Annotated in this window: 23 protein-coding genes; 11 read left to right on the forward strand and 12 right to left on the reverse strand. The window is 71.3% G+C overall.

Going from position 1 to position 24,148, the window contains the following annotated elements:
• Nucleotides 1-31: 31 nt before the first annotated feature.
• Nucleotides 32-736 carry a phosphatase PAP2 family protein gene (locus AB0F88_RS37725; RefSeq protein WP_362695662.1) on the reverse strand — a complete coding sequence of 235 codons (705 nt, stop codon included), beginning with the start codon at nucleotides 734-736 and terminating at the stop codon, nucleotides 32-34.
• A 324-nt stretch (nucleotides 737-1,060) separates the two neighbouring features.
• The gene (locus AB0F88_RS37730; RefSeq protein ID WP_362695664.1) at nucleotides 1,061-1,444 is read right to left on the reverse strand and encodes a hypothetical protein; all 384 of its coding nucleotides are present in this window, start codon (nucleotides 1,442-1,444) and stop codon (nucleotides 1,061-1,063) included.
• 186 nt (nucleotides 1,445-1,630) lie between these two features.
• Here AB0F88_RS37730 and AB0F88_RS37735 point away from each other — a divergent pair, with 186 nt between their 5' ends.
• From AB0F88_RS37735 to AB0F88_RS37755, 5 genes are all read left to right on the forward strand, one after another.
• Nucleotides 1,631-2,101 (forward strand): GAF domain-containing protein, encoded by a 471-nt coding sequence (locus tag AB0F88_RS37735; protein ID WP_362695666.1) that lies wholly within the window; start codon nucleotides 1,631-1,633, stop codon nucleotides 2,099-2,101.
• A 45-nt stretch (nucleotides 2,102-2,146) separates the two neighbouring features.
• Nucleotides 2,147-2,854 (forward strand): GAF and ANTAR domain-containing protein, encoded by a 708-nt coding sequence (locus AB0F88_RS37740; protein ID WP_362695668.1) that lies wholly within the window; start codon nucleotides 2,147-2,149, stop codon nucleotides 2,852-2,854.
• Entirely contained in the window at nucleotides 2,851-3,195 is a 345-nt protein-coding gene (locus AB0F88_RS37745; protein ID WP_362695670.1) for an STAS domain-containing protein, read from the forward strand. The genes AB0F88_RS37740 and AB0F88_RS37745 overlap by 4 nt, the downstream gene beginning before the upstream one ends.
• Before the next feature lie 11 nt (nucleotides 3,196-3,206).
• Nucleotides 3,207-4,316, forward strand: coding sequence for a quinone-dependent dihydroorotate dehydrogenase (locus tag AB0F88_RS37750; protein WP_362695672.1), 1,110 nt, complete (start codon nucleotides 3,207-3,209; stop codon nucleotides 4,314-4,316).
• Between the two features lie 399 nt (nucleotides 4,317-4,715).
• Nucleotides 4,716-4,919 (forward strand): heavy-metal-associated domain-containing protein, encoded by a 204-nt coding sequence (locus AB0F88_RS37755; protein ID WP_362695674.1) that lies wholly within the window; start codon nucleotides 4,716-4,718, stop codon nucleotides 4,917-4,919.
• Nucleotides 4,920-5,115: 196 nt separating this feature from the next.
• Here the strand turns inward: AB0F88_RS37755 and AB0F88_RS37760 are convergent, their stop codons facing one another.
• Nucleotides 5,116-6,756, reverse strand: coding sequence for a beta-N-acetylhexosaminidase (locus tag AB0F88_RS37760; RefSeq protein ID WP_362695676.1), 1,641 nt, complete (start codon nucleotides 6,754-6,756; stop codon nucleotides 5,116-5,118).
• A gap of 131 nt (nucleotides 6,757-6,887) precedes the next feature.
• On the opposite strand from AB0F88_RS37760, the gene AB0F88_RS37765 reads away from it, so the two are divergent.
• The gene (locus AB0F88_RS37765; RefSeq protein WP_362695678.1) at nucleotides 6,888-8,426 is read left to right on the forward strand and encodes a N,N-dimethylformamidase beta subunit family domain-containing protein; all 1,539 of its coding nucleotides are present in this window, start codon (nucleotides 6,888-6,890) and stop codon (nucleotides 8,424-8,426) included.
• Nucleotides 8,427-8,446: 20 nt separating this feature from the next.
• Here AB0F88_RS37765 and AB0F88_RS37770 read toward each other — a convergent pair whose 3' ends face one another.
• The 3 genes from AB0F88_RS37770 to AB0F88_RS37780 form a co-directional block, all read right to left on the reverse strand.
• The gene (locus tag AB0F88_RS37770) at nucleotides 8,447-9,352 is read right to left on the reverse strand and encodes an N-acetylmuramoyl-L-alanine amidase (RefSeq protein WP_362695680.1); all 906 of its coding nucleotides are present in this window, start codon (nucleotides 9,350-9,352) and stop codon (nucleotides 8,447-8,449) included.
• Nucleotides 9,353-9,566: 214 nt separating this feature from the next.
• The gene (locus AB0F88_RS37775) at nucleotides 9,567-9,815 is read right to left on the reverse strand and encodes a hypothetical protein (protein WP_362695682.1); all 249 of its coding nucleotides are present in this window, start codon (nucleotides 9,813-9,815) and stop codon (nucleotides 9,567-9,569) included.
• A gap of 123 nt (nucleotides 9,816-9,938) precedes the next feature.
• Nucleotides 9,939-11,027, reverse strand: coding sequence for a LacI family DNA-binding transcriptional regulator (locus tag AB0F88_RS37780; protein ID WP_362695684.1), 1,089 nt, complete (start codon nucleotides 11,025-11,027; stop codon nucleotides 9,939-9,941).
• A 135-nt stretch (nucleotides 11,028-11,162) separates the two neighbouring features.
• Here AB0F88_RS37780 and AB0F88_RS37785 point away from each other — a divergent pair, with 135 nt between their 5' ends.
• Entirely contained in the window at nucleotides 11,163-11,885 is a 723-nt protein-coding gene (locus AB0F88_RS37785; protein WP_362695686.1) for a TetR/AcrR family transcriptional regulator, read from the forward strand.
• Between the two features lie 211 nt (nucleotides 11,886-12,096).
• Here AB0F88_RS37785 and bldC read toward each other — a convergent pair whose 3' ends face one another.
• Nucleotides 12,097-12,300, reverse strand: coding sequence for a developmental transcriptional regulator BldC (gene bldC / locus AB0F88_RS37790; RefSeq protein ID WP_013133571.1), 204 nt, complete (start codon nucleotides 12,298-12,300; stop codon nucleotides 12,097-12,099).
• A 318-nt stretch (nucleotides 12,301-12,618) separates the two neighbouring features.
• A complete protein-coding gene (locus tag AB0F88_RS37795; RefSeq protein WP_362695688.1) occupies nucleotides 12,619-13,476 on the reverse strand; it encodes a hypothetical protein in 858 nt (285 codons plus the stop codon).
• Nucleotides 13,477-13,655: 179 nt separating this feature from the next.
• Here AB0F88_RS37795 and AB0F88_RS37800 point away from each other — a divergent pair, with 179 nt between their 5' ends.
• Together AB0F88_RS37800 and AB0F88_RS37805 are read left to right on the forward strand one after the other, a co-directional pair.
• Nucleotides 13,656-14,762, forward strand: coding sequence for a Glu/Leu/Phe/Val dehydrogenase dimerization domain-containing protein (locus tag AB0F88_RS37800; protein ID WP_362695690.1), 1,107 nt, complete (start codon nucleotides 13,656-13,658; stop codon nucleotides 14,760-14,762).
• 149 nt (nucleotides 14,763-14,911) lie between these two features.
• The gene (locus AB0F88_RS37805) at nucleotides 14,912-15,145 is read left to right on the forward strand and encodes a DUF3073 domain-containing protein (protein WP_344747622.1); all 234 of its coding nucleotides are present in this window, start codon (nucleotides 14,912-14,914) and stop codon (nucleotides 15,143-15,145) included.
• 313 nt (nucleotides 15,146-15,458) lie between these two features.
• Here AB0F88_RS37805 and purM read toward each other — a convergent pair whose 3' ends face one another.
• Both purM and purF read right to left on the reverse strand, forming a co-directional pair.
• Entirely contained in the window at nucleotides 15,459-16,484 is a 1,026-nt protein-coding gene (gene purM, locus AB0F88_RS37810) for a phosphoribosylformylglycinamidine cyclo-ligase (protein ID WP_362695692.1), read from the reverse strand.
• 28 nt (nucleotides 16,485-16,512) lie between these two features.
• A complete protein-coding gene (gene purF / locus AB0F88_RS37815) occupies nucleotides 16,513-17,958 on the reverse strand; it encodes an amidophosphoribosyltransferase (protein WP_362695694.1) in 1,446 nt (481 codons plus the stop codon).
• A 160-nt stretch (nucleotides 17,959-18,118) separates the two neighbouring features.
• Between purF and AB0F88_RS37820 the strand changes: the two genes are divergently transcribed.
• Nucleotides 18,119-19,720 (forward strand): hypothetical protein, encoded by a 1,602-nt coding sequence (locus AB0F88_RS37820; protein WP_362695696.1) that lies wholly within the window; start codon nucleotides 18,119-18,121, stop codon nucleotides 19,718-19,720.
• A 42-nt stretch (nucleotides 19,721-19,762) separates the two neighbouring features.
• Here AB0F88_RS37820 and AB0F88_RS37825 read toward each other — a convergent pair whose 3' ends face one another.
• Complete coding sequence (locus AB0F88_RS37825) at nucleotides 19,763-20,218, reverse strand: sterol carrier family protein (RefSeq protein WP_362695774.1); 456 nt, start codon at nucleotides 20,216-20,218, stop codon at nucleotides 19,763-19,765.
• A gap of 172 nt (nucleotides 20,219-20,390) precedes the next feature.
• Here AB0F88_RS37825 and AB0F88_RS37830 point away from each other — a divergent pair, with 172 nt between their 5' ends.
• A complete protein-coding gene (locus AB0F88_RS37830) occupies nucleotides 20,391-22,481 on the forward strand; it encodes a PhoX family phosphatase (protein ID WP_362695776.1) in 2,091 nt (696 codons plus the stop codon).
• Between the two features lie 197 nt (nucleotides 22,482-22,678).
• On the opposite strand, the gene AB0F88_RS37835 is transcribed toward AB0F88_RS37830, so the two are convergent.
• Entirely contained in the window at nucleotides 22,679-24,115 is a 1,437-nt protein-coding gene (locus tag AB0F88_RS37835; protein WP_362695698.1) for an MFS transporter, read from the reverse strand.
• Nucleotides 24,116-24,148: the final 33 nt, after the last annotated feature.

Here is a 24,148-nt window from a genome sequence, read left to right on the forward strand (position 1 = left end):
ATCCACCGACATTTTCGACATGGCGCGCCAGCTACCCAGAATGACCTCTCCGGAACGCCTCGGGTTCGACGCCTTCCACGTGCGGTTCGGCGGGCCTGCGGCCCTCTCCCCGGCGCCAGGCCTCGAAGCCCGCCGCCGCCCCCACCACGACCGCCACGCCCAGCGCGACCCCCGCGATCACGTCACTGGTCCAGTGCACGCCGAGCGCCACCCGGGTGTACGCGACGAACACCATGATGGCCGCCGCGACGGCCCAGACGACGATCCGCGAGGCCGTGCCGCGCAGGAAGGGCAGCAGGATGAGCACGAGGATGCACGCGCCCAGCGCCGCTCCCATCGCGTGCCCGGAGGGGAAGGAGGCACCCGGCGCCCAGGCCACGGGATCCGGCAGAGCGGGCCTGGCGCGATCGACGATCATCTTGAGGGCGAGGTTCAGCAGGCCGCCGAAGGTGATCGTGGCGACCGCCCAGATCGCCAGGCGCGGCGCGCCCCGGCGCCAGAGCCAGACGGCGGTCAGCACCACCAGCACACGCCACGTCCAGGGACCGAACACCTCGGTCCCCACGCTGAGGAAGGTGGTGTAGCCGGGGTTCTCCAGCGCGTGGGCGTGCAGGTTCAGGGCGATGCTCTCGTCGAGCTCCGTGAGCGGGGAGAAAGAGGTCCTCACGAGCACGAGCAGGATCACGAACGGCACCGTGAAGACCGCCACCGCCGCCAGCGCCATCGTCAGGCGCACACCCAGGCGCAGGTCAGCAGCGTGATCATCGGGATTTCTGTGAGGCGGGGGTTTACCCTCGACAAATCTGACCATCGTTCATGGCTACCCGATTCCCCGCGAATATTCCCCACACGACAGGTGAGGGACCGGGCCGGCGGGGCCCCCGGCACATGGAATCCACGCGGAATCCCCGTGGAATCCGAGGGTGCGGAGGCTGCGAACCGCTGGGATCCCGGGTCGCCGATCCCGATCCCGATGCCGATGCCGATGTCAGGGCCGGGGCCGCCGGGCTCCGAGTCCTTCCACTCCTTCCACGCGGTGTGTCAGGTTCCACGCGGTGTGTCAGGCCGCGTGCCGGGGTTCGCGGCGGGTCGTCCAGCGCAGGACGTCGCAGTGCCGCCGCTCGGCCTCGGCGAGCGCCGCGTCGTCCGTGTAGGCGTCGAGGACGGCCCGCAGCCACGGCATCTGCTCGGTGACGTCGTCCCACGCCTGGGAGGGGTCGTCGAGACCCAGCTCGATCAGCGCGTCCAGGTGCGCGGCGTAGGCCGTCCACCACTGGCGGCTCAGCTCGGCGAGGAACCCGCCCAGCCCGCCGAACTCCCGCTGGATCTCCTCGTCCCACCAGGTGGGGACGGTGACGTCACCGGTGTCGGCGAGGTCGCGGAGCACGAGGGTGGCCAGGGTGCGCCGTCGCCGGGCGATGGCCGAACGTGACAGGATGTTCATGACGCCTACCCTGCCAACCATCGTTTGCCGAATGCTTAACGATGTATTGACGGTGATGTCCAGCCTCGGCCATCCGGCCGAGGGGTGGGCCGCTTGGCCGGAGTCGCCAGGCGGCACTAGGCTCTGCTCCGCAGCTCATTCCGCCTTGTGTCCGCGGAGCTACCTCGACATGGAGGAAGCCCGCCCATGACCCAGGTCCTTGAATTCTCCCGGCTCGTCGACCGTACCCTGAGCGCCCTCGCCGATGTCCTCGGTTCCGACGGGGCGGCCCTCATGCTGATAGACGACCACGACCGGTTGCGGGCGATCGGAGGGTCCGACGACCGGGGCCGGCGACTGGAGCTGATCCAGGAGCAGATCGGGGCCGGACCGGCCATCGAGACCCTGTCCCGGGGTGAGGACGTCGCCGTCGACGACCTGAGGGCGGCCAGGCCGTTCGGGTTCCCCGGGGTGGCCGCGCGGGTCTCGGAGGTGCGGGCGGTGCTCTCCGTGCCTTTGCGGGCGGAGGAACGGTTGATCGGCGCGCTGAATTTCTACGACCGGACGCACCATGAATGGCAGCCCGCGAAAGTCCGGACGGGAGAGCGCCTCGGCGAGCTCATGGTGATGGTCCTCCAGACCATGGCTCATAGACCTCCTTTTTCGGGGAAGCCGTAGTGTGCACGTCAAGTAACCAGGTCGACGCTGAAAGGCGCCACACATATGACTCACATTGATCCGGAAGCGCTGGTCGCGAGCCTGAGAAGGCTTCAGACGGCCTCGTCCACCACAGGCATAGTTCATCAGTTGGAGCGTGCCGTGGATGTGGTGAACTCGCTGTTCGGATATGCGGGTGCGGGTCTGATGTTTGCCGAAGAAGGTAAAGATCTCCGCTATTTGGTCGCCACCGATGAGCGGGGACGCAGTCTTGAGGGCGCACAACTCCATCTCGGCCAGGGGCCGTGCGTTTCCGCGTACGAGGAGAATTCCGCGGTGACCTCGAGTGATGTGCGCGTCGATCCGCGCTGGCCGAAGCTCGCCGACCGGCTTCACCCGGAGGTACGGGCGGTGGCCGGGGTGCCGGTGCGTCTCGGAGGCGAGCCGGTGGGCACCCTGAACGTCTACCAGGCCGATTTTTACGAGTGGGACGAGTCGGACGTCCAGGCGCTCTACGGCTACGCGGACGTGATCGAGCAGCTTCTCACCGCCGCGATGGCCGCCGAGGAGAAGAGCGCCCTGGCCGACCAGCTCCAGTACGCCCTCGACTACCGCGTGATCATCGAGCGGGCGATCGGTTACCTGATGGGCAAGCACGACCTGACCGCCACCCAGGCCTTCACCGGCCTGCGCAAGCAGGCCCGCGACACTCGCCGCCGCGTCGCCGACCTGGCGGCCGAGGTGCTCGGGGAGGGGGCGGGCGAAATACGGTGATCCTGCTCACGTCGCCCGAACCCGCCGGGGACAGGGTCGAGATCGTCGTTCGCGGTGATCTCGACGCGGTCAAGGGCGCCGACCTGCGGCGCGTCCTCGGAGGGCTCGCCGCGGCGACGGTCGAACTCGACCTGGCTCAGGTGGTCTTCATCGACTGCGCGGGCGCGCGGACCCTGTTGCGGGCCGACGAACACGTGCGCGGCCTGGGCCAAGAGATGGTCATCGTGCGGCCGTCGGGCCCGGTGCTCCGATTGCTGCGACTGCTGGAGTTCGACCGGTACCTCCTGATCAGACACCCTGGAGACGCGGTCGGCGCGAGCCGCACCCCGCCGGGGCACTAACCTGATCGGTGATGTATCGATTCGTCTTCTCGCAGGTCCTCCGCCACCTCGACCCCGAGGACGCGCACCACATGGCGGTGCGCGCCCTCCGCGTCCTCTCGATGACACCCGTGGTCAGGCGGCTGGTTCACCGCCGCCTCGCGCCACGCGACCCCGCGCTGCGCGTGCAGGCCTTCGGCGTGCACTTTCCCGGCCCGTTCGGGCTGGCGGCCGGCTTCGACAAGGACGCCGGCTGTGTCGAGGCCATGTCCGCCCTCGGCTTCAGCCACGTCGAGGTCGGCACGATCACCGCCCATGCCCAGCCGGGAAACGCCAGACCCCGGATGTTCCGCCTCGTGGGAAACCGGGCGATCATCAATCGGATGGGTTTCAACAACGCGGGCGCGTCCGCCGCGGCCCGGTCGCTGGCCAGGCCACGGGGAGTCCCCGCGATCGTCGGCGTCAACATCGGCAAGACGAAGGTCGTGCCCGAGTCGGGGGCCGTCGCCGACTACGTGGCCAGCGCCAGGGAGCTCGCCCCCCTGGCCGACTACCTGGTCGTCAACGTCAGCTCGCCCAACACCCCCGGCCTGCGCGACCTCCAGGCCGTGGAGCTGCTGGGCCCGCTGCTGCGCGCGGTGAAGGAGGTCGCCGACGCCACGCCCAAGCGCACCCCGCTGCTGGTCAAGATCGCTCCTGACCTGGCGGACGCCGACGTGGACGCGGTCGCCGACCTGGCCCTGGATCTCGGGCTCGACGGCATCATCGCCACCAACACCACGATCGGCAGGCAGGCGCTGGCCGGGGCGGAGCCCGCGGGCCGTGACCACAGCCGCGAGAGCGGCGGCCTGTCGGGGCGTCCGCTGAAGGCCCGCTCCCTGGAGGTCCTGCGCAGGCTGCGCGCCAGGGTGGGCGATCGCCTGGTGCTCGTCTCCGTCGGTGGCGTCGAGGACGTGGACGACGTCTGGGAGCGCCTGCTCGCCGGGGCCACGCTCGTCCAGGGCTACAGCGCGCTGATCTACGAGGGGCCCCTCTGGGCGCACCGCGTGAACCGCGATCTCTCCCGCCGCCTCCGCCGCCACGGCGTGGTCGACCTCCGCCAGATCATCGGCCGTACCGCGAGCCGGAGCCCCGTGATCTGACCCGGTCGTGGCACGGCGTGGCCCGATCACGGCCTGATCTGCTCGTACGGTGATCCGGTCGCGGTCCGATGGTCCGATGGTCCGATGGTCCGATCCGTCCGCGGCCCGATCCCGCCCACGCGCCACGCGGGCCCCCGTTCAGCTCAGGTCCTTCGGCTTCAGGTCCTTCAGCTCAGGTCCACGTTTCGCTCAGGGCCGCGACCCGATCCGGTCCACGTGCCGCTCGGGTCGTGGCCTGATCCGGTCCGGCCCGATCCGGTCCGGCCCGATTCGGTCGCGGCGCGGTCGGAATCGTCGCGGTCCGAACCTTTACGGCGGGTCCCGATTCTTCACCCCATCAGGCCTGAAGGCGGATCACGTTATACCCTGGGTGGGTAATCTCAGGACATGGGAGGCACGATGAGCACGACCACATACACCGTCACCGGCATGACGTGCGGCCACTGCGTGAGTTCGGTCAAGGAGGAGGTCGGTGAGGTCCCGGGTGTCACCGGTGTCGACGTCGATCTCGAGACCGGCAGGGTCGACGTCTCCGGCGACTCCTTCGACGACGCGGCCGTCCGCGCCGCCGTCAAGGAAGCGGGCTACGAGGCTCTCGCCTGACGGGGGAGCGGCGCGACCCCGCTCCTTCCCCGCACCCCTGTCACCCGCGCCGGCCCGGCCTCTCAGAGACCGGGACATCGCTTTTCTCCACCCCCGTCACCCGCGCCGGCCCGGCCTCTCAGAGACCGGGACACCACAGCCCTTCTCCACCCCCGTCATCCGTGCCGTCCCGGCCCCTCAGGGGCCGGGAGACCGGTCACATGCTGGGGCGGGTCGAGTCGGCCTCGTGGGTCAGCTTCTCCAGGTGCCTCATGGTCTCGTCCACCTTGACGACCCCCGGGCGGTGGCGCCGGTGACCGGCTCCGCCCCGCTGCCAGGGACGCGGGCCGGCCGGCGGCCGATACTCGACGCCGAGCGCGTCGAGGCGGCCCAGGTGCGCCTCCAGCCGGGCGTCGAACCCGTTCCCGGCCGAGCCCGACCAGGCGACCTCGGCCAGCGCGCATCCCCGGGGCCAGGCGCGGTAGTCCACCGCGCGCCCGTCGGGCAGCCGCTCGCTCCACAGCTGGAACTGCGCGCCGAGCACGCGCTCCCGCTCCCCGGCCGTCCACGACTCCGGCGCCGGGACGTAGGCCGCGACGTCCGAGACGGTGATCGCGTCGCCGATCGCTACGGGCTCCTCCTCTGAGGAGGCCTCGGCGTAGTCGAAGTACAGCGGGAAGACCGGGGTCTGCACCACGTCGTGCCCGGCGGCGGCGGCGCGCCTGGCCACCCCCGGCCCGCGCCAGGGCATCACGATCGTGTCGGGCCTGAGCATGCCGCTGACGAACGCCTCGTCCCACACCACCGCCCTGCTGCCGCGCTCGGCCAGCTCGTCCGCGAGCCGGCGCAGGAACCAGGCGTGCAGGTCGCTCACGCTCTCCAGCCCCAGTTCCGCCTGGAACGCGACGATCTCGGGAGAGGCGGCCCAGTCGTCGAGCACGCATTCGTCCCCGCCGATGTGGACGTACGGGGTCTCGCCCAGCGCCTCGGTGATCTCCTCGATCACGCCGGTCAGGAAGTCGACCGTCCCCGGCAGCGGGGACAGGATCGCCGGGGAGATGCCCCAGCGATCCAGCACGGTGAAGGGCTCGGGCCGGCGGCCGCCGGTGGCGCGGGCGTCGAACTCGGGGTAGGCGGCGAGGATCGCCGAGGCGTGTCCCGGTACGTCGATCTCGGGCACGACCGTCACGGCGCGGGCCCGCGCGTAGGCGCCGATCTCGGCGAGGTCCTCCAGCGTGTAGTAGCCGCCGTGCGGGACGTCGTCGAAGGCCGGTTCCTCCCGGTAGTAGCTGGTGGTCGTACGCGGGCGGTGCGCGCCCACCTCGTGCAGCCGCGGGTGCCGGCGGCTCTCGACCCGCCACCCCTGATCGTCCACCAGGTGCAGGTGGAGGCGGTTCAGCTTGTGGACCGCCATGATGTCGACCATCCTGAACACCTCGCGCTTGGGCATGAAGTGCCGCGCCACGTCCAGGTGCACCCCGCGCCAGGAGAAACGGGGCGCGTCCCGCACCTGGCCGAGGGGAACGCTCCAGCCCGCCCCGGCGCCGGCCACCGCGCGGAACGCCGCCGCCGGCAGCAGCTGCCGCAGCGTCTGGCCCGCGTAGAAGGCCCCGGCCCTGTCTCCGGCCGCGATCCGCACGCCCCCGTCCGTCACGTCCAGGACGTACGACTCGGCGCCGAGCGAGGCGTCGGGCTCCACCGTGATCGTCCCCGCCTCGCCGGGGCGCGGATCGAGCACGGCGAGCGCGAGGCGTACGGCGTCCACCAATTCGGCGGGACCGGAGACGACCACCCCGTGGGGAAGGCCGAGAAAACCGCCGGCAGGAGTGAAAGCGGAGGGAAGCGGCAGGAGGTCCATGGCTTAAATCATGCCAAACCGCCAGAGAAATAAGCCCTTTACCCTGGCGACCCCGGACATGGAACCAAGAACCGCCCAAGTACCGCGCGGGAGAGCCGGGGGAGAACCCCCGCGCGGTCATGCTGCTGCTCATGTTCCAAGCGTCCAGGCACCCGGCCCGCACACCGCTGGCGGCCCTGGTGGCGATACCGGCGGCGATCATGCTGGCCGCCGGGTGTTCCGCCGCCGTCGAGCGCCCCACCCCGCCCTCGCCCACTCCGTCGGAGTCCTCCTCCGCGGTGCGGAGCGCCGAGGGGGACGGCGACGCCACCGTGGCGGAGAACGCCAGGGAGGGCGATCCCGGCTGGCGGCTGCGCCGGCGCGGCGCCGAGCACGAGATCGAGGGCTTCGCTGACCGGGTGAGCGTGCTGCCCGGAGAGCGTTTCCGGCTGTACGTCTCGACCACCGCCGGCCGCTACACCGCCAGGGCCTTCCGGATGGGCTGGTACGGCGGAGCGGGGGCCAGGCAGGTCTGGCGGGCGGCCGGGCTGCCCGGCACGAGGCAGGCGCCGCCCAGGACGATCGCCGCCACCGGGACGGTGACCGCCGCCCACTGGGAACCCGGCCCCGAGGTGGACACCTCGGGCTGGCCCGAGGGCTCCTACCTGATCCGGCTGGACGCCGCCACCGGGGGACGGCGCTACGTCCCCCTCACCGTCAGGTCCGCCTCCACCCGGGGACGCCTGGTCGTCGTCAACGCGGTCACCACCTGGCAGGCGTACAACGGCTGGGGCGGCCGCAGCCTCTACGAGGGACCCGGCGGCTTCGGGGACAGGTCCCGGGCGGTCAGCTTCGACCGCCCGTACGACGCCTCAGGAGCGCGGCTCTTCCTGGACATGGAACGCGACGCCATCGAGCTCGCCGAGCGTCGCGGCCTGCCGCTCGCCTACGTCACGAGCCTGGACCTGGACGGCGATCCGCGCGTTCTCGACGGGGCGAGGGGCCTGGTGTCCCTGGGGCACGACGAGTACTGGTCGCCGGGCATGCGCCGCACCGTCGAGGCCGCCCGGGACCGCGGCACCAACCTCGCCTTCCTGGGCGCCAACGCCGTCTACTGGCGGGTCCGCCTCGCCGCGACGCGCCTGGGCCCGCGCCGCCTGGTCGTCTGTCACAAGGACGCCGCCGAGGACCCCGGGACGATCCTGTGGCGTGCCACCGCCAGGCCGGAGAGCTCGCTGACCGGCCCGATGTACGACTGCTTCCCCTCCGAGTCCGCCTACGTGGTCAGGCGTCCCGGCAACTGGATCTTCAGGGGGACCGGGGTGCGGCGCGGCACCACCTTCCCCGGGATGGTGGGTGTGGAGACCGACAGGGTCGGCGCGGGCGTGCCACGCCCGATGGAGGTCCTGTCGGTGTCCCCGGTGGACTGCGGAGGCCGCGCCACGGTCGCGCACAGCGCCTACTACACCGTGCCGAGCGGTGCCGCGGTGTTCAGCTCGGGCACGATGCGCTGGGTGTGCGCCATGCGGGGCGCCCGCTGCGGCCACGGCGTCACGGACCGGGCCGGGGCCTTCGTCCGCAAGGCGACGGGGAACATCCTGCGCGCCTTCGCCGCGGGCCCGGCCGCGCGCCGCCACCCGGCCCGCGACAACCTTGAGGCCCTGGGCCTGGACGGCCCGCCGGGCCGCTGACGCGGGCCGGGACGAGGGGCTTACCGCTCCAGGTACTGCTGCAGCCCGTTGGCCAGGGAGAGCGCGATCTTCTGCCGGAACGCCGGCTGCTGGAACTTGGCCGCCTCGGCGGGGTTCCTCATGTTGCCGGACTCGATGAAGATCTTGGGAACCGTGGAGAGGTTCAGGCCGCCGAGGTCGTTGCGATAGTCGAGGGCGTTCTTGCCGATGTAGGTGGAGTACGACAGGCCGGTGCCGCGCCTGAAGGCGTTCCGCACGTCCAGGCCGAGCTTGCCGGAGGCTTTGACCACCGGGTCGACCGGGCCGCCGATCCTCTTCGGCATGATCACGTGGAAGCCGTGGTCGGCGGCGTCCGCCCCGTCGGCGTGGACCGAGATCGCCGCGTCCGCCTTCGCCCTGTTGCCGATCGCGGCCCGCTGGGTGATGCACGGCCCGACGCCGGAGTTGCTGTCGCGGGTCAGCTTCACCGTCGCGCCGCGGCTTTTGAGGATCTTGGCCAGGCGCTGCGAGACGTCCCAGGTGAAGGCCGCCTCGCTGTAGCCGTTGTCGGTGGCGGTGCCGGTGGTGTCGCAGGCCTTCCACTGGGTCAGGACGTTGACCTTCTTGTTGATCTCCGCGGGGTGGCGGTAGTTCTGCCCGTTGTGGCCGGGGTCGATGACCACGATCTTGCCGCTGAGCGGCTCGCGACTCTCGCCGCCACGTCCGGCGGCGGAAGTCGCGGTGGGATCGCCCGCCGCGCCGGCCGCCGGGCCGGTCAGGGTCTCGGCGGCGCCGTCGGCCGCCGGGGCCGCGGCCGTTCCGGCCGCGGGAGGGACGGGCCCGCGCTCACGCGCGAGGTCCGCGCCCGCGGCGGTTCCGCCGCAGGCGGCGACGCCGAGCCCGCACAGGACAAGGGTCGCCGCGAGTGCTTTACCGGTCACGCTCATCGCCCCCAAGGAAGTCGTCGACCACCCAACTTACGTGGCCTGAGGGCGTGACACGGCCGTTGTCGCGATATGTGCCCGCCCGTCACAAGGCGTGAGGTGCCTTCCCCGCCAGAGGTGGAGGTGCCTTCCCCGCCAGAGGTACCTTCCCCGTCAGAGGTGCCTTCCCGTCAGAGGTGCTTTTCCGTCGCGGAAGACGGAAGGCGGTGCGGGCCCGTCACCAGGCGTGCTCGCCGACCTCGAGCTTCTGCAGAAGCGCGGCGAGCTCCCTGGCGTCCTCGGCGTCCAGCCCGAGGACCACGCGAGGCCGTCCCCAGGGATGGTCGATCGAATGGGCCACGTAGCTGGCCACGGACTCAGCCCCGGCGTCGCCGTTGCGGCCCCGGGCGGCCCGCCAGTGCGCCCACGCCCGCTCGAGTTCGGCGGCGGCCCGCTGGGCGCATGACACCAGTTCCGGATCACGCATTGTTACCCCCCTCGTCTCGGCCAGAGTCAACACCGGCGGCGCGCCGCCGTTCACGATGTTGACCCGGTTTTGGGGAGGTCATGGAGCCTGCCCGGGCGTGCTGTAACGCTCCAGGCAGGCTCTTTAACGTTCGGCGGAACTCGTGCTGTTCCGTACGACCAGCTGCGGCGCGACCTGGCGCAGGCGCGAGGTCTTGCCGGGGTCGCCGATCCGGTCGTTCAGCAGCGCGGCGGCGGAGCGGCCCATGGCGCGGCGCGGCTGGTCCACGGTGGTCAGCGAGATCGGCTGGGTCCCGGCGCGGTGGATGTTGTCGTACCCGACCACGGACAGGTCCTCGGGCACCCGCAGGCCCAGCTCGGCGGCCGCCGACAGCACGCCCATGGCCACCAGGTCGTTGGCGGCGAAGATCGCTGTGGGCCGGGGGTCACGCGTGAGCAGGCTGTGCGCCGCCCTCGCGCCGCCCTCCTCGCTGGACTCGCCCTCCTCGACCATGATGTACGGCGCCAGGGAGTGCCTGCGCATCGCGACCAGGTAGCCCTCGCACCGGAAACGCCCGGAGGAGATGCCCGAGGCCTCGATGTGGGCGATCCTGCGGTGACCGAGCTCCACGAGGTGGTCGACGGCGAGGCGGGCGCCGAGCTGGTCATCGTCGACGACGATGTCCACGCCGCCGAGGTCGATGTCGCGCTCGCCCACCACCACGGTCGGCGTGTAGCCGGTGGCCTCGATGAGCGTCCCGCTGGTGGGCGCGATGCCGAGCAGGACGAGCCCGTCCACGCGCAGTTCGAGGAACGCCTCGACCGCCTCGTCCTCGAAGGCGGGGTCCCACTGGCTGTTGCCGATGAGGAGTCTCAGCCCGTCGCCGTGCAGGCTCTCCTGCAGGCCGTCCAGAAACTCCGCGTAGAACGGGTTGTGCAGGTCGGCGACGAGCGCCCCGACCAGGTGGGTGCGGCCCTCGACCAGGCTGCGCGCGACAGCGTTGGGCCGGTAGCCGAGGTCTCTGGCCGCCTGGAGTACGGCCTGCCTGCGATGCTCGCTGACGTGGGGCGATCCGCGCAGGACGAGCGAGACCAGTGATTTGGAGACACCGGCTCGTTCGGCCACGTTGCGGATCGTGGGTCTCGGGCGTGGCCCGCCGCCCCCCTCGGACAGAACGGGTTCGGCGAACCCGCGGGCTCGGGTGACGGTGGTGTTGACCGGCGGTCCTGACATGGCTCTCCCCCGCGATGGTGGATGGGCACCTGTCACTCAAAACGATCGAGTTCCGAATGGGGTACGGCTTGCGCGGAAGGGAACTCCGATCTTGACCCCGGCGCCGGGCGGATCGGCTCCGATAGGCTTCGCGATGTGGGGTCGACATCCGGAGCCGCCGAACGGGCGAAACCCGCGGCGGGCGGCGCGCGACCGGCGCGGCGCAGGCTCACCGTCGACCGGCGCCGCGAGGAGCTCATGGCGGCGGCCCTGGAGCTGTTCAGCAGACGTGACGCCGAATACGTGTCGATCGACGACGTGGCCTCCGCGGCCGGCGCGTCGCGGGCCCTGGTCTACCACTACTTCGGCGGCAAGCAGGAGCTCTACGTCGCCGCGCTGAAGAGCGCCGCGGCCCAGCTGGAGGCGAGGCTCAGACCTCAGGGCGGACACCCGCTGGACGAGCTGACCGGAGGCCTCACCCGCTACTTCGACTTCGTCGAGGAACACGCGACGGGCTTCGCCGCGCTGCTCAAGGGCGGCCCCGCCAACAGCAGCGGCGAGATCGGGGAGGTCGTCGACGCGGTCAGGCACCGGCTGCTCAAGCTGATCATGAAGCAGATGCGGGTCGAGGAGCCGGGCCCCGTGCTCCGCGTCACGCTGCGTTCGTGGATCGCCTCCGTCGAGACCGCGGGCCTCGACTGGCTGGAGCGCCGCGACATCGAGCGGCCGGTGCTGGAGCGCATGCTGATCGGCCAGATGGTGGCGCTGCTCGGCGTGGCGGCCGAGCACGACTCGCAGGTCGGCGAGTTGCTGGACAACCTGGTCAGAGGTGGGGCGAGCCGTCCTGCGGACCGGGAGAGGCCCGGGGCGGACGGCTGAGAGAAACCCCTGGAAGTTACTGCAAGTTACTACAAGTTACTGCTGAGCCCTTCGGGAGCACGCGCTCGGTCGTTCGGAGCACGTGCCGGAGGGCGGGGTGCGTGCTGGGGCGGCGCCGGGCGGGCGACGCCGCTCCCCACAAACCCGTGTGGCCTACACGCTCAAAGGGTGAGCGCGCACCAATCCCCCTAGGTCAGTGACGGCCCCCGTCTTACTCTGAGCGCTGCTGCGGAATCCCCGCGAGCAGCGCGCGAACCTCAGTCTCCCGGTACCGGCGGTGTCCACCCAGGGTGCGGATGGACGTCAACTTGCCCGCCTTCGCCCACCGGGTCACGGTCTTGGGATCGACGCGGAACATGGTTGCGACCTCCGCCGGGGTGAGCAGCGGCTCTGCCTCGGGTGTACGAGCTGACATTTGTGCGGCCTCTCCTCCATGTGGACCGGCGACAGCGATCCTGCGACTTGACGCTTGTCACGGATGTCCGCCTATGGCCCTTGCGTGCGGCTGTTTGGGCCATATGCGGCATCACCCGATGTGACCATACAGCCACGTAGAGCGATTGGCGAGTCTTTGAGCGACTCATCTCTCTTGTGCACGTGTTGTTGTCACGCTCGGTGATTCTAGCGACACGTTTCGTGGTATCGCAGTGAAAACGGCAAACTACTCAGTTCGTAGGTGCATCCCCGGTCATCGACGGACCTACTTACGCAGGTCGAAGGGATGATTTGCGACTCAGTTTGCCGATTCGAGAAGTTGTATTGATCGCCAGCGGAGGATGACGCGCTGGTACATGGCGAACGCCAGTTCTTCCTCGCCTTTTTCCAGACCTGTCAGCGCCGCCGCGAGCTCCGCCACGGATTCGTCGGCCTGGAGCGTCTCGTCGTCCATGAGGTTGACGATGCCGCCGTAGTCGAGCTCGACCAGCGAATGCGGGTGGAACTCCTCCAGCCAGCGCGCCACGTCCTCGACCTCGGCGGTGACCGAGACCTCGCCCACCTGCCTCCTGATGATCTGCAGGGCGCGGGCGCTGCGGCGCCTGGCGTGGGCCATGGACGTGACGTAGATCAGGTTGCGCGTGGTGGTCGTGCCCCCCTTGCCCTCGCCGCCGTCGATGACCAGCCAGCGCTCGTTGCCGTCGAAGGGGACGAACCACGAGGTCGGAACGTGCCAGGTGGAGCCGCGGATGTGCGTGCGCAGCGCGGCGGAGTCGGTGCGGCGCTTGAACCGGTCGAAGTCGTCGGCCGTCTGCTCCGCGACGGCGGGTGGCACGAAACGCTCCATCAACTTGGGCGGGGTCGTCCCGCGAAAGCGTGAGAAGGCGAGCCAGGACCTCAACCTGCTCTGCCACGGGCAGACGTACAGGACCTCCTCCACGCGCCTCAGATAGGCGTTGGGGCTCTCCTGGGCGGGTGCCGGAGCCGGTGGCACCCCCAGAAGGCGTCGCATCGCCTCGCCGTGTTCGGCGTGGAGGGCGCCCGCTCGGCGCGGTCGGTCGGCCGCCTCGGCGTAGGCGGCCCACGAGACGCGCTCCGCCGGGGCGAACGCGACCAGCGGTTCGTAGACGCGGAGGTACGCGGCATAGGGCAGCACGACCGCATCGTGTCACGAAGGACCGGCCGTTGTCCGTAGCGGACCGGCTTCCGCGGTGGCCGTCTCGGCCATTGAGATGGGACGTTCGCGCACGTCGTGCCTTTACGGACATGTGGTTACGCTGAGGGTGATCTCCGCCGCGACGGTGCGGCGGTAACGAACGACTGGGAGTCACCACAGTGACCGACGTCTTCGGGCTGTCCCACAAGGACACGGGCCCGGTAACCGGCGGCCAGGCGAGGCACGAGCAGGTCGTCTTCTGCTCCGACGAGCGCAGCGGCCTCCACGCGATCATCGCCATCCACAACACCGCCCTGGGCCCCGGCCTGGGCGGTACCAGGTTCTATCCCTACGAGAGCGAGCAGGCCGCGCTGGCCGACGTGCTCAACCTCTCGCGGGCGATGGCCTACAAGAACGCCCTGGCGGGGCTCGACCTCGGCGGCGGCAAGGCCGTCATCATCGGCGACCCGGCGACGGACAAGAGCGAGGCGCTGCTGCGCGCCTACGGCCGGTTCGTCCAGTCGCTCGGGGGCCGCTACTACACGGCGTGCGACGTGGGCACCTACAGCGAGGACATGGACATCGTGGCCCGCGAGTGCTCCTACGTGACCGGCCGCACGCTGGCCAACGGCGGGGCCGGCGACTCGTCGATCCTGACCGCCCTCGGCGTGTTCCAGGGCATGCGCGCCGCCGCCGAGCACACGTACGGGACGCCGACACTGCGCGGCAGGCGCGTCGGCGTCGAGGGTGTGGGCAAGGTCGGCCACCGCCTGGTCGGTCATCTGATCGAGGACGGCGCGGAGGTCGTGGTCTGCGACGTGAGCGAGCGGGCCGTGGAACGGCTGCGGCGGGTCCACCCCCAGGTCGAGGTCGTCGCCGACCGGCTGGAGCTCACCGCCGCCGACGTCGACGTCTACGCGCCGTGCGCCCTCGGCGGGGCGCTGGACGACGAGACGGTGGCCCGCCTGCGCGCCGCGATCGTCTGCGGCGGGGCCAACAACCAGCTGGCCCACCCGGGCGTGGAGAAGCAGCTCGCCGACCGCGGGATCCTCTACGCGCCCGACTACGTGGTCAATTCCGGCGGCGTCATCCAGGTCGCGGACGAGATCAGGGGATTCAACATGGAGCGGGCCCAGGCAAAGGCCACCCAGATCTACGACACGACTCTCAAGATCTTCTCTAGCGCGGCGGAGGATGGCGTCCCTCCGGCCGTCGCAGCCGATAGGCTGGCTGAGCGCAGAATGTCGGAAGTCGGGCGAATTAGGGGCATTTGGCTGGGCCACTAGCCCCACACGCCCATACGACGTACCGAGCCGGGCGTAAAACGGGTACGGTTGTAGGCGAACGAGAGCTGACGCCTAAGTCAGGTGGCGTCAGTGCGTGGTGCGTTAGCGACGAGGGGTCGGGCACGACCCCACACGAGGGGGTCGAGCCAATGGGGCGCGGCCGAGCAAAGGCCAAGCAGGTCAAGGTTGCTCGCCAGCTGAAGTACAACAGCGGTGGCACTGATCTTGAGCGTCTGCGCGACGAGCTCGGAGTCAGAGACGACTCCAACCACAATGACGACTCCAACGACGCCTACGACGAGCTGGCGGATCGGTACGCCGATTACGCCGATGACTTCGGCTCCGGAGATGACCGCGACGACGGGACATCCGGCCGCCGCTAGGCGGATTTCAGGTTGACGGTGAGCAGGACACCCGGTGGTGAGCACAAGCCGCCGGGTGTTCTTCTCGCTACGAGTCGACGATATGCGGCGCTCCGGTGGTCCGGAGCGCTTTTCGCCGTACCCGCCGGGGATCCGGCGCGTCCCTTCCCGGCTCTTCTCGGATCGGCCGGCTCTCGGATCGGCCGGCTCCTCGGACAGGTGACGAGATCCTCAGGCCGGTGACAGGACCCGGCGCGTCCCTTCCCGGCCGGTGACACCGGCCGGGAAGGGACACGGGAGCCGCGGGGTCGCCTTCGCCGGGAAGGCGGGCGGATCAGCGGAAACGCGCCTGGCCCGAGCCCTCGACGATCTCGCCGAGCACCCAGGCGGGGAGGTTGCGCTCCCCGAGCAGCGCCAGGGCCGGATCCACGGCCTCGGCGGGGACGACCGCGGCCATGCCCACACCCAGGTTGAACGTCCGGTCCATGTCGGCCTGAGCCACCCCGCCGTGCCCCGCGAGCACCTCGAAGACGGCGGGCGGGGTCCAGGACGAGCGGTCGAGCAGCGCGTCCAGGCCGGGAGGCAGCGAGCGGGACAGGTTGCCCGCCAAGCCGCCGCCCGTGATGTGGGCGTACGCGTGGACGTCGACCGCGCGGGCCAGCTCCAGGCAGTCGAGGGAGTAGATCCTGGTCGGCTCCAGCAGCTCCTCGCCCAGCGTCCGCCCCAGCTCGGGCAGCTCGGCCTCCAGGGACAGCCCGGCCCGGTCGATGATGTGCCTGACCAGCGAGTAACCGTTGGAGTGCACGCCCGAGGAGGCCAGCGCGAGGACCACGTCGCCCGCGCGGACCCTGTCGCGGCCGAGCATCCTGTCGGCCTCCACCACCCCGGTGGCGGCGCCCGCGAGGTCGTACTCGCCGGCCTCCATGGCCCCGGGGTGCTCGGCGGTCTCCCCGCCGACGAGAGCGCAGCCTGCCAGGCGGCAGCCCTCGGCGACACCGCCCACGATCTCCGCGATCCGCTCGGGGACCACCTTGCCGCAGGCGATGTAGTCGGTCATGAACAGCGGTTCGGCGCCGCAGACGACCAGGTCGTCGACGACCATGCCGACCAGGTCGATCCCGATCGTGTCGTGCTTGCCGAGCCGCTGGGCCAGCATGACCTTGGTGCCCACGCCGTCGGTCGACGTGGTGAGCAGCGGCCGCCGGTACGACAGCAGGGCCGAGGCGTCGAAGAGGCCGGCGAAACCGCTGGCGTCGTCCACGACCTCGGGCCTGCGCGCCCGCGCGACCTTCGACTTCATCAGCTCGACGGCGCGCTCGCCCGCGTCGATGTCCACTCCGGCGGCCGCGTAGCTGGTCATGAAGCCTCTCTCTGCGCGCCCGGCCCGCTCAACGCTTGGCCTCCAGCACGTACTTGCCCACGTTGTCCTGGTCGATCGGGATCGGGTACTCGCCGTCGAAGCAGGCACGGCAGAGCCGGTCGGCGGGGATCGTGGTGGCCGCGGTCAGGCCCTCCAGCGAGATGTATCCGAGCGAGTCGGCGCCGAGCGAGGCGCGGATCTCCTCCACGCTCAGCGAACCGGCGATCAGCTCGGCCCGGGTGGCGAAGTCGATGCCGTAGAAGCACGGCCAGCTGACCGGCGGGGAGGAGATCCGGACGTGCACCTCCGTGGCGCCCGCCTCGCGCAGCATCTTGACGATCGCCCGCTGCGTGTTGCCCCGCACGATCGAGTCGTCCACGACCACCAGGCGCTTGCCCGCGACGACCTCTTTCAGCGGGTTGAGCTTCAGCCGGATGCCCAGCTGGCGGATCGTCTGGGACGGCTGGATGAAGGTCCGGCCCACGTAGGAATTCTTGACCAGACCTTGACCGTAGGGGATCCCGCTCTCCTCGGCGTAGCCGACGGCGGCGGGGGTGCCCGACTCCGGGGTCGGGATGACCAGGTCGGCCTCTACCGGGTGCTCGCGGGCCAGCACGCGGCCGACCTCGACGCGCGTGGTCTGCACACCGCGCCCGGCGATCGTGGTGTCCGGGCGGGCCAGGTAGACGTACTCGAACAGGCAGCCCTTGGGCTCGGCGAGCGCGAACCTGCGCGAGCGCACGCCGCGCTCGTCGATGGTGATCAGCTCGCCGGGCTCGATCTCGCGGACGAACGTGGCGCCCACGATGTCCAGCGCCGCGGTCTCCGAGGCGACCACCCAGCCGCGCTCCAGGCGCCCCAGGACCAGCGGGCGGACGCCCTGCGGGTCACGGGCCGCGTAAAGGGTCTTCTCGTCCATGAAGACGAGCGAGTAGGCGCCCCTGACCTGCGGAAGCAGCTCGGCCGCCGCGTCGTCGATGGGCTGGCTGCGGTCCTGGGCCAGCAGCGTCGTCAGCACCTCGGTGTCGGTGGTCGCCCTGGTGGACCCGGGAGCCAGGCGCCTGGCCAGCTCCGGGGTGTTGATCAGGTTGCCGTTGTGGGCGAGCGCGAGCCCGCCGGACTCCGTGGAGCTCAGCGTCGGCTGCGCGTTCTCCCAGACGCTGGACCCGGTGGTCGAGTAGCGGCAGTGGCCGATCGCCAGGTGGCCGCGGAGGGTCCCGAGCACGGACTCGTCGAAGACCTGGGCCACCAGGCCCATGTCCTTGTAGACGAGGATCCTGCTGCCCTCGCTGACCGCGATGCCCGCGGACTCCTGGCCGCGGTGCTGCAACGCGTACAGCCCGTAGTAGGTGAGTTTGGAGACTTCCTCCCCAGGGGCCCACACCCCGAAGACGCCACATGCGTCCTTCGGAGGCCGGTCGTGAGGATCAAGGTCATGGCTCAGATGGCCGTCGCCCTTCAGCACATGCTTCATTCTAGGTCGGCTTCTTCCCTGCTCGCACCCAGGGTCCGTTCCGCGGCATGTAGCACCCTGACCGAACGATCATCGGTGTTTTGCCGTGTCAGCCTGTTTCGCCGGTGGCTGACAGGGGAGTGTGAGATATCCGGCATGCCCGAGCGTCGGGAGAAGAGACGTGACAACACCTGTGGACCCGAACCAGCCCGACCCACGGCGAGTGCCGCGGGACAGGCGCCCAGAGCAGGAGGGACAGGAAGGGTCCGGCTCGGAGGAGCCACAGGACACCTCCGAGGAGGCGGCCGTCCCCGGCGAGCAGGAGCCCGCCGTCCCGGAGACGACCGCCTGGCCCGTCCCTCCCTCGAACGAGCCGCCCACGTGGCGGCAACCCCCCGCCCCGGCGGGCGAGTCCGCAGGGTGGGCCGATCCCTCAGGTTCCGCCGAGTCTCCTGGCCAGGCCGGTTCCGCCGAGCCTTCCGGCCGGGCCGAGCCGACCGGGTGGACGGAGATCCCCGGCCGGGCCGAGCCGCAGGGCCGCGAGCCCGGCGAGGGTTCCGTGTGGGGGTCGGGGACGCAGACGCCCCCGACGCCGCCGACCCCGGAGCCGTGGGAGGAGCCGGATCCCGAGGCGCCCGTGCCCGATCCCGGCGAGGCCCCGACCTGGCCGCCGTCCGCGGTTCCCGCCGAACCGCGGATTCCGCCGCATCCGGACACGCCGTCCGCGCCCGAGGTGCCGCCGCCGGACCAGGCGGGCGGCCCGTACGCCGCGCCGGGGTACCTGGGGCAGTCCGGGACCCCCGGACCCTCCTGGGCCTCGGAAGCCTCCGGGTCTTCGGGGTACGAGGCGCCGGAGTCCGGGGGACGGGCCCGGGAATCGACGGGCGACCCGTCCGAGGGGACATCCGAGGGAGCGCGGGAGGGCGCGCCCGGGGGCACCCGTGAGGGGGCGTCCGAGGGGACTCGTGAGGGGGCGGCTCCCGAGGGGCAGCCCTACACGGTGCCGGGCACCACGCCGTCCGCCTACCCCGGCTGGGAGAGCGCCTCGGAGACCTCCGGCGAGTCCGACCGGCCCGGGAGGACGGACCACCCCGGGACATCGGCCGCCCCCACCCCGCCCTCGCGCTACGAGCAACCGGAGTCTTCCGGGGAACCGGCGGCTCCGCAGCGGCCCGCCGAGCCCGTCGAGCCCGCCGGTGGCTTCCAGGCGGACCGGCCGCCCGTTCCCGGCGCCTCGGGAGCGCCCCAGCCGGGCCATCCACGGCAAACGGGCCGGCAGGGCTACGGGGAGCAGCCCACGTACGGGGAGGCGCAGCAGGCCGGGCAGCCCTACGGCGGTCCCGGCGCGCAGCCGTCACCCGCGGCCGGTCCCTCCCAGCCGCTCCAGGGCGGGACGCCGTACCCGGCCCCGCCGGGCGCGCCCGGCTATCCGTACGCCCCGCCCTACCCGGCGTACCAGGACGAGGGCCGCAAGTCCGGCGGCGGGCTGGGCACCGCCGCGCTCGTGCTCGGGATCGTCGCGATCGTGTCGCTCGTCATCTGCGGCCTCGGCGTGCTGGTGGCGATCGTCGGCCTGATCGTCGGCATCGTCGCGCTCGTCAAGAAGTCCAGGCCGGGCCGGGCCTGGGTGGGGATCGCGCTGAGCCTCCTCACCCTGGTGATCGCCGCGGTGTTCATGAGCTGGCTCTACAGCAAGGTCGGCGACTGCGTCAACCTGCCGCCGGAGCTGCAGCGGCGCTGCATCGAGGACAGGTTCGGCGTCCAGGTGCCGGCCGCCCCGTAACGGCGGACGGGGGTCGACGGGGTCACGGCCCGCCTGGGGCGGCTACCGGAGAGGGAGGTGGCCGGACAGGTCGGCGCGGGCCCCGCTCGCCGCGATCTTTCCGGCGGCCATCGCCTCGGACCAGGTCAGAGCGCCGGTGGCGAGTGCCAGCCAGGTGCGCGCGTCGGTCTCCACCACGTTGGGCGGGGTGCCCCGGGTGTGGCGGGGACCCTCGACGCACTGCACCGCCGCGTAGGGCGGGACCCGGACCTCGACGGTCCTGCCCGGCGCGGCCGTCGCCAGCTCGTCCAGCAGGTGCCGTACGGCGAAGCGGGTGATCTCCCGCTCCGGGCGGATCTCCCGCTCGAAGGCTCGCGTCACCACGCTCACGCAGGCGCCCAGCAGCGCCGCGAGCCCTCCGGGTCCGTCGTAGGGCGGCTCGTCGAGAGCGCTCAGCTGGGTGTCGAGGGCGGCGCGGACCCTGGCCGCGTCGGGTTTGTGAGGTGGCACGTGATCCATGATGCCCGCCGGGGCCGCGTCCCGGGACAGCACCCTGGGACGGCGCCCCGGGCGGCTCGTTCCGGCGAACGGTTCATCGTCCCGGTCGACGTCGTTCACCTGGGGTTCGGCCGGCCCGCGTAGCCTCCGGGCCGGAAGACCTCGCCCCTTTTTGGAGGACCCTGTGGCGAACATGTCGCCGCGCCGACTGCTCCCCCTGCTCACGAGCCCGCACAAGGGTGGACGCAGCGCGCTCACCTGCCGGTTCCGCTGCGGTGACCAGTGCGCCCACGATGTGACGAACACCAGCGACAACAGCTACTTCGGTGACGTGGTCGCCGAGGCGATGACCCGTCGCGGCATGCTGCGGGCCGGTGCCCTGGGCGCCATCGTCGCCGGAGTCGGGATCGGTACGGCGCTCCCCGCCCTCGCCGACCCGGACGTGGACGCGAACACCTTCGGCGGGGGCCACGGTCACGGGAACGGCCACGGGCCCGGCCAGAAGAGCGGCCTCCGCTTCACCGCCATCGCGCCGAACACCGACGACAAGGTGACGGTTCCCTCGGGCTACCTGTCGGCGGCCGTGGTGCGCTGGGGCGACCCGGTGCTGCCCGGCGCCCCCGCGTTCGACTTCGAGAACCAGACGGCCGCCGCGCAGGCCAAGCAGTTCGGCTACAACTGCGACTACGTCACCCTCTTCCCGCTGGGGCAGCACCGGGGCCTGCTCTGGGTCAACCACGAGTACACCGACGAGAACCTGATGTTCCGCGGTTACACGGACGGCACCTCCGCGACGGAGGAGCAGATCAGGATCGCGCTGGCCGCGCACGGCGGCTCGGTGGTCGAGATCGAGCGGGTGGGAGGGTCCGGCCAGTGGAAGCTGGTCACCCGGGGCTCCCGCCGCTACAACCGCCGCATCACGGTTCACACCCCCATGAAGTTCACCGGCCCGGCGGCCGGCAGCGACCTGCTGAAGACCGCCGCCGACCCCAGGGGCACCACGCCGATCGGCATGCTGAACAACTGCGCGGGCGGCACCACGCCGTGGGGCACGGTGCTCAGCGGCGAGGAGAACTTCAACCAGTACTTCGTCAACGGCAACGGCGTGCCCGAGGCGCAGAAGCCGTACCTCACCCGGTACGCGGTGAACACCACCACGGGCATCCCGAGCGGCAACCGCCGGTTCGACAGGGTCGACGAGCGTTTCGACCTGGCCAAGCACCCGAACGAGGTCAACCGCACCGGCTGGATCGTGGAGATCGACCCGTTCGACCCCGACTCCACCCCGATCAAGCGCACCGCCCTGGGCAGGCTGGCCCACGAGGGCGCCACCACCTCCCTGGCCGCCGACGGCCGGGTGGTGGCCTACATGGGCGACGACTCCCGGTCCGAGTACGTCTACAAGTTCGTCTCCCGGGAGCGCTACATCCGGGGCTTCGACCGGCACAACCGGACCCTGCTGGACGACGGCACGCTGTACGTGGCGAAGTTCACCGGCGACAGCCCGGCCACCGAGATCGACGGCACCGGCAAGCTCCCCGCCGACGGGCGGTTCGACGGCTCGGGCCAGTGGATCCCGCTGGTCACCGGCAAGGTCTCGCACGTTCCCGGGATGACGGCCGCGGAGGTGCTCGTCTACACCCGTACGGCGGCCGACAAGGTCGGCGCGACCAAGATGGACCGTCCCGAGGACGTGGAGCGCAACCCCGTCACCGGCGCCGTCTACGTGGCCCTGACCAACAACACCAACCGGACCCCGGCCCAGGTGGACGAGGCCAACCCGCGCCCGGCCAACAAGCACGGCCACGTCCTGGAGATCGTCGAGCGGCGCAACGACGCCGGGGCCACGACCTTCGCCTGGTCCCTGATCCTGGTCTGCGGCGACCCGAACGACCCGGCGACCTACTTCGCCGGGTTCGACAAGACCAAGGTCTCGGCGATCTCCTGCCCGGACAACCTCGCCTTCGACGCCGAGGGCAACCTCTGGATCTCCACCGACGGCAGCCAGCTCGGCGCCCACGACGGCCTGTTCGCCATGCCGGTCCGCGGTCCCGAGCGTGGTCACCTGAAGCAGTTCCTGAGCGTGCCGGTCGGCGCGGAGACCTGCGGCCCGCTGGTCAGCGCGGACCAGCGCAGCGTCTTCGTGGCCGTGCAGCACCCCGGTGAGACCACCGGCGCCACCCCCGAGGCCCCCACCAGCCACTGGCCCGACGGCGGCTCCTCCCAGCCCCGCCCGTCCGTCGTGGTCGCCTGGCACGCGAAGGGCGACAAGATCGGTTCCTGATCCGGCCGCCGGTTCGCACCCGCGTCCGCTCGCGGTTCGCGCCCCGGCACCGGCCGGCTCCGTCCGGACACCGGCCCGCGCCCGCTCGGGGGGACGTGGGCCGGGTCCCGATCCGGCCGCCGGTTCGCACCGCTTCCGGCACCGGCCCGCGTCCCGTCCAGGGAACGCGGGCCGGTGCCCTTCCGCGTGTCGGGACGTCAGCCCACCGGCACGGCGGGACGTTCCTCGGCGGCCACCGGCGGGCCGGCCGTCCGGGAGGCCCGCAGCGACAGCAGGCTCACCGGCACGCCCACCAGCACGATGGCCGCGGCGACGACCAGCGTGTACCGGTAGGCGTCCAGGAAGGCGGTCAGCTGCCCGGCGCCCTCCGCCAGGAGCGAGGACTGCCGCGCGCCGAGGATCGCGCCCAGGACCGTGATGCCGAGCAGGCCGAAGACCTCGCGCGAGACGTTCAGCACGCCCGAGGCGACCCCCGTCCTGCCCGCCGGGAGCGCGCCGAGGATCGCCGTGGTGAGCGGCACCAGCATGCCGCCGCCCACCCCGTAGACCAGGAACCACGGCAGCAGGTCGCCGAACGATCCGCCCTCCCCGACGAACGAGATCCCGAACACCGACACGGCCATCAGCAGGAGCCCGGCAGCCACGGTCCGCGCGGTGCCCAGGGCACGGTCCAGTCTCGGGGCGAGGGTGGCGGTGACGGCCATCACCAGCGCCATCGGCACGAACGCCGCCCCGGCCTCGATCGGCGAGAAGCCCAGCGCGTTCTGCAGGTACAGCGCGGTGAAGAAGTAGATGCCGAACACCCCGAAGGACCACAGGCCCATCGACAGCGTGCCCCCGCTGAACACCCGCGACCGGAACAGCGACAGGTCGATCATCGGCTCCCGGCTCCGGCGCTCGATCGTGACGAAGGCGAGCGCCGACACGGCCGCGATCCCGAAGGCGCCCAGGATCTCCGGGGAGGTCCATCCGGCCCCCGCGCCCTCGATGAGCGCGTACGTCAGCGCGAACAGCGTCAGGCTCGACGTCACCAGGCCCGGGACGTCGAGGCCGCGCCGTACCGTCTCCTGGGGAGCGGTCCTGATGGCCCAGAGCCCGAGGCCGAGCGTCACGATCCCGATCGGCACGTTGATCAGGTAGATCCAGCCCCAGTGCCAGCGCTCGCTGATCAGCCCGCCGGTCAGCGGGCCGAGGGCGAGGGCGAGCGCGCCGACCGCGCTCCACAGGCCGACCGCCGTCGCGCGTTCCCTGGTGTCGGGGAAGATCGAGGTCAGCAGGGCCAGCGCCGTCGGGGTGAGGAACGCCGCCCCCACGCCCTGCACCGCCCGGGTGGCGATCAGCACGCCGCCGTCGGTGGCCATCCCGGCCGCGAACGACGCCGCGGTGAACACGACGAGGCCGATCAGGAAGACGCGCCGCCGCCCGAAGACGTCGGCCAGGCGCCCGCCGACGAGCATCAGCCCGGCGAACACCAGGATGTAGCCGCTCACGATCCATTCCAGCCCGGAGATGCTCAGCCCGAGGTCGCGCTGGATCGTGGGCAGCGCCACGTTCACCACGTTGTTGTCGAGATATGTCATGAAGGTGGCGAGCGAGATCGCTCCCAGCGCCCACCACCTGCGGGTGTCCGTCATTCCCCGTCCTCTACGTTGTACTTATACGTCGTA

Source organism: Streptosporangium sp. NPDC023963 (assembly GCF_040639135.1).
Lineage (GTDB): Bacteria > Actinomycetota > Actinomycetes > Streptosporangiales > Streptosporangiaceae > Streptosporangium.